The following is a 14,026-nucleotide window of genomic DNA, read 5'->3' on the forward strand; positions in this document are numbered from 1 at the left end:
ATCATTATGCCGGGTTATCCCTACCCGGCATTTTCCCATCACCCCGCCCGATAAAACGGTTTATCCCCAAGGATCGTTGCCCGATGCATAATCCGTCGCTGTGGCAGGTAATCGGCATTGGCATAGTGCTGGGTTACGCGGTTATCCCAAATTGCCACATCATTCGGTTGCCAGCGCCAGCGCACCTGAAACTCCGGTTTGGTGATATGAGTAAATAAAAAGCCTAGCAAGGCTTCGCTCTCTTTCTCACTGACATCGACAATTCGCGTGGTAAATCCTTCATTAACAAACAGCGCCTGTTTACCGCTCACCGGATGCGTTCGCACCACCGGATGTAGTAAAGGAGGATTTTTCGCTGCCGCCTCGCGCCAGCGTTGATGTTCCTCCTCTGTTTTGCGGTATTTGTATTCCGGGAACGATTTACGGAAATCATGCTCCGCGCGCAGCCCGCTCAACAGCTGACGGAAGGGAACAGAGAGCGCCTCATACGCCGCAATACCACTGGTCCATAGCGTATCGCCCCCGGTTGATGGCAACTCTTTCGCTGCCAGAATCGCTCCCGCTGGCGGCGTCTCAATAAATGTCACATCGGTGTGCCAGTTGTCGTTATCCGGCGGATTATCGTTATGGGTATCAAGTACGATAATCTCATCAACGCCTTCGGCATGAGGGTAAACAGGATGAATATGCAGCGCGCCAAAACGCTGGGCCAGCGCGCGTTGCTGCTGTGGCGAAATGGCTTGTTCACGCAGAAACACCACCTGATGGCGCAACACCGCATGGTAAAGCTGTTCAAACTGATTATCACTTAACGGACGCGTCAGGTCGGCACCCGAAATTTGTGCGCCGATATACGGCCCCAGCGGGGTAATGCTCAGACGTTCACTCATTGTACTTCTCCATGCCAGGGCGTCAGGCGGCGCTGTAACGCACGCAGACCCAGTTCTAAAAGAAAGGCGATAATCGCAATCACCGCGATCCCCGCCAGCACCACGTCAGTTGCGAGAAACTCACCCGCTGACTGAACCATAAAACCTAAGCCTCGCGTCGCGGCAATCAGCTCCGCCGCCACCAGCGTAGACCAGCCCACACCCAGACCAATGCGTAATCCGGTGAGGATTTCCGGCAGTGCGCCGGGCAAAATAACAAACCACAGCACCTGCACACGGCTGGCACCCAGCGACTGGGCGGCACGAATGCGAACCTGCTGCGCGCTTTTCACCCCCGCCAGCGCCGACATCGCCACCGGTGCAAAAATCGCTAAATAGATCAGTAAGATCTTCGAAGTTTCACCAATACCAAACCAGATCACCATCAGCGGCAAATAGGCCAGCGGCGGCACCGGGCGATACAGTTCAATTACCGGATCCAGAATGCCGCGCACTGTCGGGCTTAGCCCCATGGCGATCCCAACCGGAATACCGATCAACACCGCCGCGAGTAGCGCCAGCAAAATGCGCGTCAGGCTGGCTGCCAGATGCTGCCACAGCGTGGCGTCCATAAATCCTTGCGTTCCGGCAATGGTGAGCAGTTTTGCCAGTACCTGTTGCGGCGGCGGCAAAAACAGCGGGCTAATCAGTTGCAGCGCAGCTACTGCCCACCATACAGTCAGTAAAACCGCTAACGTGCCAATGCTTAAAGTCACCTGACGCGAGAGCGGCCAGCGCCATTTCAGCCGATGCGAATGCAGTTTTTCGTTAAGAAGCACACTCATGAGAACGCCTCTCGTTGCTCAAATACGCGGCTTAAAACATATTCGCGCATGGCGATGAATTGTGGATCGGACTTGATGCTGCGGCTCGACTCACCCGCAACAAAGCGGCGGGCATAGTTGAGCGGCAGACGTTCCAGCACACGACCCGGCCCCGGTGAAAGCAGAACCAGTTCGGTCGCCATAAACACCGCTTCTTCTATATCATGGGTAATCAACAACACCTGCTTGCCTGTCTCCTGCCAGAGTTTCAGCAGCAGTATTTGCATCTGGTCCCGGGTGAAGGCGTCCAGCGCGCCAAACGGTTCGTCGAGTAATAACATCCGGGGATTAGCCGCCAGCGCACGGGCAATCCCTACCCGCTGACGCTGACCGCCAGAAAGCTGCCAGATGTAGCGTTTTTCTGCCCCTTCCAGACCGACTTTTTTCAGCATCTGGTGAGCGATTTCCAGACGTTGCGTTTTCTCCATCCCCGCCAGTTGCAGGCCGAACGCCACGTTATCCTGCACATTACGCCACGGCAGCAGCCCTTCATTCTGAAAAACCACCCCGCGCTCTGCACCCGGCCCCTCAATGCGCTTGCCCGCCAGTTGAATGCTGCCGTACTGGTAAGGCACAAAACCAGCAATCAGATTCAGCAAGGTGGTTTTGCCGCAGCCAGACGGTCCCAGCACCACCAACAGTTCGCCACTTTCCAGCGTCAGGTTGATATCTTCCAGCGCCGGTTTACCGCCATAATCGGCATAGAGATGAGAAATTTGCAGCATCTGCGCCTCCTTTTATTGCACGAAGCGCGAGGTAACGTACTGGCTGTAATCATTCGCCACGGCGGGGACTTTGCCCTGCTCTTTCAAAAACTGCGCGGTATCGATGATCGCTTTGTTCACCGCTCCGGTCAGTTCTGCCGTTTGCTGCTGCGGCGTCAGATAGGTATTTCCCTTGACCAGCCCCGGTACGTCACCTTCCGGTACGCCGCTCAAGCGCGCCAGTTTGCTAATGTTTTCCGGCTGTTTCAGCCACGCGTCCGGATTCGCAATGTACGGTTGCTGGGCATCGATGGCGCTTTTAGCGAACGCTTTCACCACCTCAGGATGTTTCTCAGCAAAATCTTTCCGCACTACCCAAACATCCAGCGTCGGTGCGCCCCACTGCCCGACCTGTTCAGAGTCTGTCAGCACCTTGCCGTCTTTTTCCAGCGCATTTACCGCCGGCGCCCACACATAAGCACCATCAATATCTCCCCGTTGCCAGGCGGCGATAATTGCTGGCGGTTGCAGGTTCACAATCTCCACTTGTCCGGGTTTTATGCCCCAGTGTTTCAGCGCCGCCAGCAGGCTGTAGTGAGTGGTGGAGATAAACGGCACGGCGATGCGTTTGCCAATCAGATCTTCCGGTTTGCTGATAGTTTTCTTTACCACCAGTGCTTCGGAGTTACCCAGTTTTGACGCCAGCAAGAAGACTTCAATCGGCACCTGCTGACTGGCAGCGACCGCTAACGGGCTGGAGCCAAGATTACCGATTTGCACGTCGCCAGAAGCCAGCGCCCGCACGATACTGGCCCCGCTGTCAAACTTACGCCAGTCCACGGTCGCTCCGCTCTCTTTGGCGAAGGTGTTATCGGCCTGAGCCACTTTCGCCGGTTCGGCGGAGGTTTGATACGCAACGGTGACGTTCACCGCCTGCGCCTGAAAAGCGATGAATGCCAGTGCGGCAAGAAGTGTATTACGCGATGAAATTGCCATGATTGTCTGCTCCCCTGTCTTGTTATGGGAGCAGTATTCGCGGAGAAAATAATTTGATAAAAGAATTAATCATTATGGACAATATGTTTTTATTCTTAGCAAAAAAACGGCAAAAGATAGATGAGTTATGCATTTACCAACCGTTTCCCCACAAAGGAATGCCACATTTCCTTTTATATACGAATAAAAATTCAAACGATAAAAATTTATTTCACCACTCCACCAACCAGGCAACCAATAATAAATAGATATATTATTCTGATTTCATATGATGCAACCTTTAAAACCTCTTCGTCATACCAATCCATTCATAAAACGAATATAAAAAGTAATGGTTGATAAAAGATATTTTTTAAATGCAATTAATTGACAAACTAAATCACATCTAAATACAATATATAAAAAATATAATCACACTCACAAAACACACAAATACTTAACATATGATACACACAAATCAAACTTATACCGCTTACGGCCCTCCGGGCATTAATTGACCTGTTCTCAGGATTATTCTTTTTTACCGCGTGTCATTTTTAACATCTGAGTATGTTGCAGAGGGTTGCCGCTCTGCATTCGTCGCGCTTTCAGCATAATAATTACAATGGAGTGTCATGAATTGGATAAGGTTTTAAATTCTGCGTTGCATTCTTCAGCAGAAAAGAGGAAAGGTATCCTTGCGATTGGCGCACATCCTGACGATATTGAATTAGGTTGTGGCGCATCGCTTGCTCGTCTTGCGCAGAAAGGATTTTATATCACCGCCGTTGTCATGACTGCTGGCGATTCGGGTGTAAGCGAAATCATCGATCGTCATGAAGAATCTCGCGAAGCATTAAAGATGTTGGGGTGTCAGCAAACTATTCATCTTAATTTTTCAGACACCCGTACACATCTGCAACTCAATGATATGATTTCCTCCCTGGAAGATATTATTAAAAATCAAATTCCCGCTGATGTAGAAATCATACGGGTATATACCATGCATGATGCTGACCGCCATCAGGATCATCTGGCAGTTTATCAGGCATCAATGGTTGCCTGCCGTACTATTCCACAGATTCTCGGCTATGAAACTCCAAGCACCTGGCTTTCATTTATGCCCCAGGTTTTTGAATCCGTAAAAGAAGAATATTTTACTGTAAAACTTGCAGCGTTAAAAAAACATAAAAGCCAGGAGCGACGTGATTATATGCGTCATGAACGTTTACGTGCTGTTGCACAATTTCGCGGACAACAGGTCAATAGCGATCTGGGTGAAGGCTTTGTTATTCATAAAATGATTCTTTGAGTAGATTAAATGAAAACCTGGATCTTTATATTTATGGCCGTAGCAATATTGCTATGGTTTTTGAGTACGTTAAGGCGTAAGCCCAGCCAAAAGAAAGGCTGTATTGACGCAATTATTCCTGCCTATAACGAAGGCCCTTGTCTGGCACAGTCGCTGGAAAATCTGCTGCGCAACCCTTATTTTTGTCGGGTAATTTGCGTTAACGACGGTTCCACAGATAATACCGAAGCGGTAATGGCGGAAGTGAAACGCAAATGGGGCGATCGGTTTGTTGCTGTTACGCAAAAAAATACCGGCAAAGGCGGCGCTCTAATGAACGGCCTCAACTACGCCACATGTGACCAGGTTTTTTTAAGCGATGCCGATACTTACGTCCCTCCAGATAAAAACGGCATGGGTTATATGTTGGCGGAAATTGAGCGTGGTGCTGATGCCGTAGGCGGCATTCCCTCCACAGCATTAAAAGGCGCAGGTTTGCTGCCACATATTCGCGCTACTGTGAAACTGCCGATGATCGTTATGAAGCGCACGCTACAACAGCTTTTGGGCGGCGCCCCGTTTATTATCAGCGGTGCCTGCGGGATGTTCCGTACCGATGTATTGCGTAAATTCGGTTTCTCGGATCGTACCAAAGTTGAAGATCTCGACCTCACCTGGACGTTGGTCGCCAATGGTTACCGAATTCGTCAGGCAAATCGCTGCATCGTATACCCTCAGGAATGCAACAACCCGCGCGAGGAGTGGCGTCGCTGGCGACGTTGGATTGTGGGCTATGCGGTATGTATGCGTCTGCATAAAAGGCTTTTATTTAGCCGTTTCGGCATCTTCAGTATTTTCCCTATGCTGTTGGTCGTGCTCTATGGCGTTGGGATTTATCTCACCACCTGGTTTAATGAATTAATTACCACCGGGCCACATGGCGTAATAGTGGCTATGTTTCCGCTTATCTGGGTCGGCGTAGTTTGTGTTATTGGTGCTTTTAGCGCCTGGTTTCATCGTTGCTGGTTGTTGGTGCCTTTAGCGCCACTTTCCGTTGTGTATGTATTATTAGCTTATGCCATCTGGATTATTTATGGACTTATTGCCTTTTTTACTGGACGCGAACCTCAGCGCGACAAACCCACCCGTTATTCCGCACTGGTGGAAGCGCCAACCGCTTATTCCCAACCTTCTGTCGCAGGAACTGAAAAGCTATCTGAAGCTTAATGTTAAAGAGAAAAATATTCAGATTGCTGACCAGGTGATTATTGATGAAAGTGCCGGTGAAGTTGTTATCGGTGCCAATACCCGTATTTGCCACGGTGTGGTTATTCAAGGGCCGGTAGTGATTGGTGCAAACTGCCTGATAGGTAATTATGCGTTTATTCGCCCCGGTACGGTAATCAACAATGACGTAAAAATTGGTTTTGCCACTGAAATCAAAAATGCAGTTATTGAAGCGGAAGCGATGATTGGACCGCAATGTTTTATTGCCGATTCTGTTGTTGCAAGCCAGGCATATTTGGGCGCACAGGTGCGTACCAGTAATCATCGACTGGATGAACAGCCAGTATCGGTTCGCACCCCAGAGGGTATTATCGCTACCGGCTGCGATAAATTAGGTTGTTATATTGGTCAGCGTTCACGTCTTGGTGTGCAGGTAATTATTTTACCTGGACGAATTATTTCGCCAAACACGCAACTTGGCCCGCGCGTTATTGTAGAACGCAATTTACCTACCGGAAATTATTCACTCCGGCAAGAGCTTATCCGTACAGGAGATTAAAATGATAAAACGGACGTTATTAGCAGCGGCAATCTTTAGCACATTGCCCGCTTATGCCGGGTTAACTTCCATTACCGCAGGCTACGATTTTACCGATTATTCTGGCGATCATGGCAACCGTAATTTAGCGTATGCTGAACTGGTGGCGAAAGTTGAAAACGCAACGCTGCTTTTTAATCTTTCCCAGGGGCGTCGTGATTATGAGACTGAACGTTTCAATGCTACACGCGGTCAGGGTGCTGTCTGGTACAAATGGAATAACTGGCTGACAACCCGCACGGGGATTGCCTTTGCGGATAATACGCCGGTCTTTGCTCGCCAGGATTTTCGTCAGGATATTAACCTGGCCCTGCTGCCAAAAACGCTGTTCACGACCGGTTATCGCTACACTAAATATTACGATGATGTTGAAGTCGATGCCTGGCAAGGCGGCGTATCGCTCTACACTGGCCCGGTGATCACCAGCTATCGCTATACCCATTATGACTCCAGCGATGCGGGCGGCAGTTACAGCAATATGATTTCCATGCGTCTGAATGACCCTCGCGGCGGCGGTTATACTCAACTTTGGCTTAGTCGTGGGACGGGAGCTTACACCTACGACTGGTCGCCAGAGACGCGTCATGGCAGCATGAAGAGCGCCAGTTTACAACGTATTCAACCGTTGACTGAGCAACTTAATCTGGGGCTGACGGCGGGTAAAGTATGGTATGACACGCCAACCGATGATTATAACGGCCTGCAATTCGCTGCCAATCTGACCTGGAAATTCTGATTCCTTCCGCCGCCTGCTATCCGGGCGGCAATCCCACGTGATTAGCGCCCAAACACTCTCCTTCCCTCTTCGTTTCCTCCAGACATCACCCACATTCATCGGATAAATTTTATTCTCCGGTGTTATATACTATAGGGGGGTATGCATTGACACATAGCATACCCCCCTATAGTATGTTGCGTGCAGATGAGATGAGGTGCGAAATGCCCAGTACTCCGGAAGAGAAGAAAAAGGTGCTTACTCGAGTTCGTCGCATTCGGGGGCAGATTGATGCTCTGGAACGGTCACTGGAGGGTGATGCCGAATGCCGTGCCATACTCCAGCAGATCGCTGCCGTTCGGGGCGCGGCTAACGGGCTGATGGCAGAAGTGCTTGAAAGCCATATCCGGGAAACGTTTGACCGAAATGACTGCTACAGCCGCGAAGTCAGCCAATCCGTTGATGACACGATTGAACTGGTTCGAGCCTATCTTAAGTAGCTGAAACCACTACCCTATTGAGGAAAAGCGAAATATGAAATCACGTGCTGCCGTTGCATTTGCACCCGGTAAACCACTGGAAATCGTTGAAATTGACGTTGCACCACCGAAAAAAGGTGAAGTGCTGATAAAAGTCACTCATACCGGCGTCTGCCATACCGACGCATTTACCCTTTCCGGCGATGACCCGGAAGGTGTATTCCCGGTCGTTCTCGGTCACGAAGGGGCTGGCGTTGTGGTTGAAGTCGGTGAAGGCGTGACCAGCGTTAAACCTGGCGACCATGTGATCCCGCTTTACACCGCAGAGTGCGGCGAGTGTGAGTTCTGTCGTTCTGGCAAAACCAACCTCTGCGTCGCGGTTCGCGAAACCCAGGGCAAAGGCCTGATGCCAGACGGCACCACACGTTTTTCTTACAATGGGCAACCGCTGTATCACTACATGGGCTGTTCCACCTTCAGTGAATATACCGTGGTCGCGGAAGTTTCACTGGCCAAAATTAACCCAGAAGCAAACCATGAACACGTCTGCCTGCTGGGCTGTGGCGTTACCACCGGTATTGGCGCAGTGCACAACACCGCTAAAGTCCAGCCTGGTGATTCTGTTGCCGTGTTTGGTCTTGGCGCTATTGGTCTGGCAGTGGTTCAGGGCGCACGTCAGGCGAAAGCGGGACGGATTATCGCTATCGATACCAACCCGAAGAAATTCGATCTGGCGCGTCGTTTCGGTGCCACCGACTGCATTAATCCGAATGACTACGACAAACCGATTAAAGATGTCCTGCTGGATATCAACAAATGGGGGATCGACCATACCTTTGAGTGCATCGGCAACGTCAATGTGATGCGCGCGGCGCTGGAAAGTGCTCACCGTGGCTGGGGTCAGTCGATAATCATTGGTGTGGCTGGCGCTGGTCAGGAAATCTCAACCCGTCCATTCCAGTTGGTCACCGGTCGCGTATGGAAAGGTTCCGCATTTGGCGGCGTGAAAGGTCGTTCCCAGTTGCCGGGTATGGTTGAAGATGCGATGAAAGGTAATATCGACCTGGAGCCGTTTGTAACGCATACCATGAGTCTGGATGAAATTAATGACGCCTTTGAATTAATGCATGAAGGCAAATCCATTCGCACCGTCATTCGTTATTAATATCCCGCACGTAACAAGCCGTCGCCATCCTGTTCGCGGATGGTGACGGACATATAATTACCACATCAAATCATCAGGCACCTTAAAGTCGGCATACGGATCGTCTTCATCCTGCTCTTCGGCGCTGAGTGCACTGTGCAACACAATACTGCTGGCATCACGCTGGGCGATTTTGTCGGCAACGCTTGCCGGAATAATGGCGTATTCACCTTCACTATTGCCGTCAGTAACCAAACGGGCAATCGCCAGACGGCCATTAATCAACTGCGTTTGCGTGAGCTTATCGACAAAAATTTTCTTAATCAGATTGCCGTCGGTGAAGTTAAAACCGATATCGCCATTGGTAATGGTGATACGGTTCATTTCGATAAGCTGCTTCACCTGAGCTTTATATTCTTTCGCTAATGCAGCTTGTTTTTGTTGCTCACTAAGCTGTTTATCACGCTCAAGCTGTGCCTTTTTATTTTCCTCTACCGCCGCCCGAGCTTCACGCGCCTGAACGCGCGATTTTTTCGCCGTTCTCTCGACCTTCGCCGCTTTTTTGCTGGTGACTAATCCTGCTTTGAGCAACTGCTCTTGTAAGGTAAGTTTTGCCATCTTTATTTCCAAACCCGCTGAATAATTTTTGCGAGTATACCTGTAAATACAGTGAGTGTATCGAAGTGGGCTTTCTCTCTCATGTGACCTGGCGTCAGCATTTTAAATTTCACTTTGGTGTCAGCCCTGCAGGGTGGCGCAAAACCTTCCGTGGTATGGCATGATAGCGCCCGGAAGAGAGTCAATTCAGGGTTGTGAATGTGAAACCAGTAACACTATACGATGTCGCCGAGTATGCCGGAGTCTCTTATCAGACCGTTTCCCGCGTGGTAAATCAGGCCAGCCACGTTTCGGCGAAAACGCGGGAAAAAGTGGAAGCGGCAATGGCGGAGCTGAATTACATTCCCAACCGCGTGGCACAGCAACTGGCGGGCAAACAGTCGCTGCTGATTGGCGTTGCCACTTCCAACCTGGCGCTTCATGCGCCTTCACAAATCGTTGCGGCAATTAAATCCCGCGCCGATCAACTCGGTGCCAGCGTAGTGGTATCAATGGTGGAACGCAGTGGCGTCGAAGCCTGTAAAGCGGCGGTTCATAATCTTCTCGCACAACGCGTCAGCGGCCTGATCATCAACTATCCCCTGGATGAACAAGATGCCATCGCCGTAGAGGCAGCCTGCGGTCACGTGCCAGTTTTGTTTCTTGATGTCTCCGACAAATCCCCCATTAACAGCATTATTTTTTCCCATGATGACGGCGCACGGCTCGGCGTGGAGCATCTGGTCGCGTTGGGTCACCTGCAAATTGCGCTGTTAGCGGGTCCATTAAGTTCTGTCTCGGCGCGTCTGCGTCTGGCGGGCTGGCACAAATATCTCGATTGCAATCAACTACAGCCAATAGCGGAGCTTGAGGGCGACTGGAGCGCCATGTCCGGTTTTCAACAAACCATGCAGATGCTGAATGAGGGCATTACTCCCACCGCAATGCTGGTTGCTAACGATCAGATGGCGCTGGGTGCAATGCGCGCCATTACCGAGTCCGGGCTACGCGTCGGCGCGGATATCTCGGTAGTGGGATACGACGATACCGAAGACAGCTCGTGTTATATCCCACCGTTAACCACCATTAAACAGGATTTTCGCCTGCTGGGGCAAACCAGCGTGGACCGCTTGCTGCAACTCTCTCAGGGCCAGGCGGTGAAGGGAAATCAGCTATTGCCCGTATCACTGGTGACACGTAAAACCACCCTGCCACCCAATACGCAAACTGCCTCTCCCCGCGCGTTGGCGGATTCATTAATGCAACTGGCACGGCAAATTTCCCGGCTGGAAACCGGGCAGTGAGCGCAACACAATTAATGTGAGTCAGCTCACTCATTAAGCACCCCAGGCTTTACACTCTATGCTTCCGGCTCGTATGTTGTGTGAAATTGTGAGCGGATAACAATTTCACACAGGATACAGCAATGACCATGATTACGGATTCACTGTCCGTCGTATTACAACGTCGTGACTGGGAAAACCCTGGCGTTACCCAACTCAACCGCCTTGCGGCGCATCCTCCTTTTGCCAGCTGGCGAAATAGTGAAGAAGCCCGCGAGAATCGCCCTTCCCGCCAGTTGCACAGTCTGAATGGCAAATGGCAATTTGCCTGGTTCCCCGCCCCCGAAGCTGTGCCGGAAAGCTGGCTGGAGTGCGATCTTCCTGACGCCGATACAGTCCCCGTCCCCTCAAACTGGCAGATGCACGGTTACGATGCCCCCATCTACACCAACGTGACCTATCCCATTGCGGTCAATCCGCCGTGTGTTCCCGCAGAGAATCCGACTGGATGTTACTCGCTCACATTTAATGTCGATGAAAGCTGGCTACAGGAAGGTCAGACGCGGATTATTTTTGATGGGGTTAACTCAGCGTTTCATTTGTGGTGCAACGGACGCTGGGTCGGTTACGGGCAGGACAGCCGTTTGCCGTCTGAATTTGATCTGAGTGACTTTTTACGCGCCGGAGAAAACCGCCTCGCGGTGATGGTGTTGCGCTGGAGTGACGGCAGTTATCTGGAAGATCAGGATATGTGGCGGATGAGTGGCATTTTCCGCGACGTCTCGTTGCTGCACAAACCAACCACACAAATCAGCGATTTCCATGTTGCTACTCACTTTAATGACGATTTCAGCCGCGCTGTTCTCGACGCTGAAGTCCACATGTGTGGCGAACTATGCGACGATCTGCGGATAACGGTTTCTTTGTGGCAGGGGGAAACGCAGGTCGCCAGCGGCACCGCGCCTTTCGGCGGCGAAATTATCGATGAGCGCGGCGGTTATGCCGATCGCGTCACGCTACGTCTGAACGTCGAAAACCCGGCGTTGTGGAGCGCAGAAACACCGAATCTTTACCGTGCGGTAGTTGAACTGCACACCACTGACGGCGAGCTGATTGAAGCGGAAGCCTGTGATGTCGGCTTCCGCCAGGTGCGGATTGAAAATGGTCTGCTGCTGCTGAACGGTAAGCCGTTGCTGATTCGCGGCGTTAACCGTCACGAGCATCATCCCCTGCACGGTCAGGTCATGGATGAGCAGACGATGGTGCAGGATATCCTGCTGATGAAGCAAAACAACTTTAACGCCGTGCGCTGTTCGCATTATCCGAACCATCCGCTGTGGTACACGCTGTGCGACCGCTACGGCCTGTATGTGGTGGATGAAGCTAATATTGAAACCCACGGCATGGTGCCAATGAACCGCCTGACAGATGATCCGCAGTGGCTGCCAGCAATGAGCGAACGCGTAACGCGTATGGTGCAGCGCGATCGTAATCACCCGAGCGTAATTATCTGGTCGCTGGGGAATGAATCAGGCCACGGCGCTAATCACGACGCGCTGTATCGCTGGATTAAATCTGTCGATCCATCACGTCCGGTGCAGTATGAAGGCGGCGGAGCCGACACCTCTGCAACCGATATTATTTGCCCGATGTACGCGCGCGTGGATGAAGATCAACCCTTCCCGGCAGTACCGAAATGGTCAATCAAAAAATGGCTTTCGCTGCCAGGTGAGTTGCGCCCGCTGATCCTCTGTGAATACGCCCACGCGATGGGTAACAGCCTCGGCGGCTTTGCCAAATACTGGCAGGCGTTTCGTCAGTACCCTCGTTTACAGGGTGGCTTCGTCTGGGACTGGGTGGATCAGTCACTGATTAAATATGATGAAAACGGCAACCCGTGGTCGGCCTACGGCGGTGATTTTGGCGATACGCCAAACGATCGCCAGTTCTGCATGAACGGTCTGGTCTTTGCCGATCGCACGCCGCATCCGGCGCTGACGGAAGCAAAACACCAGCAGCAGTTTTTCCAGTTCCGTTTATCCGAGCGAATCATCGAAGTGAACAGCGAATACCTGTTCCGTCATAGCGATAACGAAACCCTGCACTGGTCGGTGGCGCTGGATGGCAAGCCGCTGGCAAGTGGCGAAGTGCCTCTGAATGTCGTCCCGCAAGGTAAACAGTTGATTGAATTGCCTGAACTGCCACAGCCGGAGAGCGCCGGACAACTCTGGCTCACGGTACGCGTAGTGCAACCGAACGCGACCGCATGGTCAGAAGCCGGACACATCAGCGCCTGGCAACAGTGGCGACTGGCGGAAAACCTCAGTGTGACGCTTCCCTCTGCGCCCCACTCCGCCCCGCAACTGACCACCAGCGAAACGGATTTTTGTATCGTGCTGGATAACAAGCGTTGGCAATTTAACCGCCAGTCAGGCCTTCTTTCTCAGATGTGGATTGGCGATGAAAAACAACTTCTGACGCCGCTGCGCGACCAGTTCACCCGTGCGCCGCTGGATAACGACATTGGCGTGAGTGAAGCAACGCGTATTGACCCGAACGCCTGGGTAGAACGCTGGAAGGCAGCGGGACATTACCAGGCAGAAGCGATGTTGTTGCAGTGCACGGCAGATCTGCTTGCCGACGCGGTGCTGATTACGACTGTCCACGCCTGGCAGCATCAGGGGAAAACTTTATTTATCAGCCGGAAAGCCTACCGGATTGATGGACTCGGTGAAATGGCCATCAGTGTGGATGTTGAAGTGGCAAGCGATACGCCGCATCCGGCGCGGATTGGCCTGACCTGCCAACTGGCACAGGTCGCAGAACGGGTTAACTGGCTGGGGCTGGGGCCGCAAGAAAACTATCCCGACCGCCTTACTGCGGCCTGTTTTGACCGCTGGGATCTGCCGTTGTCTGACATGTATACGCCGTACGTCTTCCCGAGCGAGAACGGTCTGCGCTGCGGGACGCGCGAATTGAATTATGGCTCACACCAGTGGCGCGGCAACTTCCAGTTCAATATCAGCCGCTACAGCCAACAACAACTGATGGAAACCAGTCATCGCCATCTGCTGCACGCGGAAGAAGGCAGCTGGCTGAATATCGACGGTTTCCATATGGGGATTGGTGGCGACGACTCCTGGAGCCCGTCCGTTTCGGCAGAATACCAACTGAGCGCCGGTCGCTACCATTACCAGTTAGTCTGGCGTCAAAAATAATAATAACCGGGCAGGCCATGTCTGCCCGTATTTCGCGTAAGG

At 51.8% G+C, this 14,026-nt stretch carries 13 protein-coding genes and 2 pseudogenes; 9 read left to right on the forward strand and 6 right to left on the reverse strand.

The genetic code is table 11. The annotated features are described in order from the left end of the window. Window positions 1-38 precede the first annotated feature (38 nt). The 4 genes from tauD to tauA are packed head-to-tail and all read right to left on the reverse strand — an operon-like array spanning window position 39 to window position 3,453. Window positions 39-890 carry a taurine dioxygenase gene (gene tauD / locus HEN21_RS03685; protein ID WP_107164354.1) on the reverse strand — a complete coding sequence of 284 codons (852 nt, stop codon included), beginning with the start codon at window positions 888-890 and terminating at the stop codon, window positions 39-41. Further along, window positions 887-1,714, reverse strand: a complete 828-nt coding sequence (tauC, locus tag HEN21_RS03690) for a taurine ABC transporter permease TauC (protein ID WP_000114853.1) — start codon at window positions 1,712-1,714, stop codon at window positions 887-889. The genes tauD and tauC overlap by 4 nt, the downstream gene beginning before the upstream one ends. Beyond that, window positions 1,711-2,478 carry a taurine ABC transporter ATP-binding subunit gene (tauB, locus tag HEN21_RS03695; RefSeq protein WP_000939388.1) on the reverse strand — a complete coding sequence of 256 codons (768 nt, stop codon included), beginning with the start codon at window positions 2,476-2,478 and terminating at the stop codon, window positions 1,711-1,713. Before tauB ends, tauC begins: the two co-directional genes overlap by 4 nt. A 12-nt stretch (window positions 2,479-2,490) precedes the next feature. Further along, a complete protein-coding gene (gene tauA / locus HEN21_RS03700; protein WP_176251674.1) occupies window positions 2,491-3,453 on the reverse strand; it encodes a taurine ABC transporter substrate-binding protein in 963 nt (320 codons plus the stop codon). Between the two features lie 604 nt (window positions 3,454-4,057). Between tauA and HEN21_RS23565 the strand changes: the two are divergent. Then, window positions 4,058-4,483: pseudogene (locus tag HEN21_RS23565) on the forward strand (PIG-L deacetylase family protein); the annotation flags it as partial. Between the two features lie 177 nt (window positions 4,484-4,660). On the opposite strand, the gene HEN21_RS23570 reads toward HEN21_RS23565, so the two are convergent. After that, window positions 4,661-4,729, reverse strand: a complete 69-nt coding sequence (locus HEN21_RS23570; RefSeq protein WP_420842033.1) for a hypothetical protein — start codon at window positions 4,727-4,729, stop codon at window positions 4,661-4,663. A 24-nt stretch (window positions 4,730-4,753) separates the two neighbouring features. On the opposite strand from HEN21_RS23570, the gene HEN21_RS03710 reads away from it, so the two are divergent. The 5 genes from HEN21_RS03710 to frmA all read left to right on the forward strand — a co-directional run bounded on the left by HEN21_RS03710 (window position 4,754) and on the right by frmA (window position 8,907). Continuing rightward, window positions 4,754-5,950: a glycosyltransferase gene (locus HEN21_RS03710; protein WP_000860452.1), complete on the forward strand. Its 1,197-nt coding sequence runs from the start codon at window positions 4,754-4,756 to the stop codon at window positions 5,948-5,950. A gap of 34 nt (window positions 5,951-5,984) precedes the next feature. Then, window positions 5,985-6,509, forward strand: coding sequence for a hypothetical protein (locus tag HEN21_RS03715; protein ID WP_000582573.1), 525 nt, complete (start codon window positions 5,985-5,987; stop codon window positions 6,507-6,509). Between the two features lies 1 nt (window position 6,510). Then, window positions 6,511-7,284 (forward strand): YaiO family outer membrane beta-barrel protein, encoded by a 774-nt coding sequence (locus tag HEN21_RS03720; protein ID WP_021550317.1) that lies wholly within the window; start codon window positions 6,511-6,513, stop codon window positions 7,282-7,284. A 203-nt stretch (window positions 7,285-7,487) separates the two neighbouring features. Beyond that, window positions 7,488-7,763, forward strand: a complete 276-nt coding sequence (gene frmR, locus HEN21_RS03725; RefSeq protein ID WP_001141271.1) for a formaldehyde-responsive transcriptional repressor FrmR — start codon at window positions 7,488-7,490, stop codon at window positions 7,761-7,763. Between the two features lie 34 nt (window positions 7,764-7,797). Beyond that, complete coding sequence (frmA, locus tag HEN21_RS03730) at window positions 7,798-8,907, forward strand: S-(hydroxymethyl)glutathione dehydrogenase (RefSeq protein WP_000842099.1); 1,110 nt, start codon at window positions 7,798-7,800, stop codon at window positions 8,905-8,907. A gap of 57 nt (window positions 8,908-8,964) precedes the next feature. Here the strand turns inward: frmA and HEN21_RS03735 are convergent, their stop codons facing one another. Continuing rightward, window positions 8,965-9,504 (reverse strand): DUF2058 domain-containing protein, encoded by a 540-nt coding sequence (locus HEN21_RS03735; RefSeq protein WP_001096716.1) that lies wholly within the window; start codon window positions 9,502-9,504, stop codon window positions 8,965-8,967. 62 nt (window positions 9,505-9,566) lie between these two features. Here HEN21_RS03735 and HEN21_RS03740 point away from each other — a divergent pair. The 3 genes and pseudogenes from HEN21_RS03740 to lacZ form a co-directional block, all read left to right on the forward strand. Next, window positions 9,567-9,668, forward strand: a pseudogene (locus tag HEN21_RS03740) (GlxA family transcriptional regulator); the annotation flags it as partial. 36 nt (window positions 9,669-9,704) lie between these two features. Continuing rightward, complete coding sequence (gene lacI, locus HEN21_RS03745) at window positions 9,705-10,787, forward strand: DNA-binding transcriptional repressor LacI (protein WP_000805868.1); 1,083 nt, start codon at window positions 9,705-9,707, stop codon at window positions 10,785-10,787. A 122-nt stretch (window positions 10,788-10,909) separates the two neighbouring features. Then, window positions 10,910-13,984 (forward strand): beta-galactosidase, encoded by a 3,075-nt coding sequence (gene lacZ, locus HEN21_RS03750; protein ID WP_176251675.1) that lies wholly within the window; start codon window positions 10,910-10,912, stop codon window positions 13,982-13,984. Window positions 13,985-14,026: the final 42 nt, after the last annotated feature.

Source organism: Escherichia sp. 93.1518, from assembly GCF_013368915.2.
GTDB lineage: Bacteria > Pseudomonadota > Gammaproteobacteria > Enterobacterales > Enterobacteriaceae > Escherichia > Escherichia ruysiae.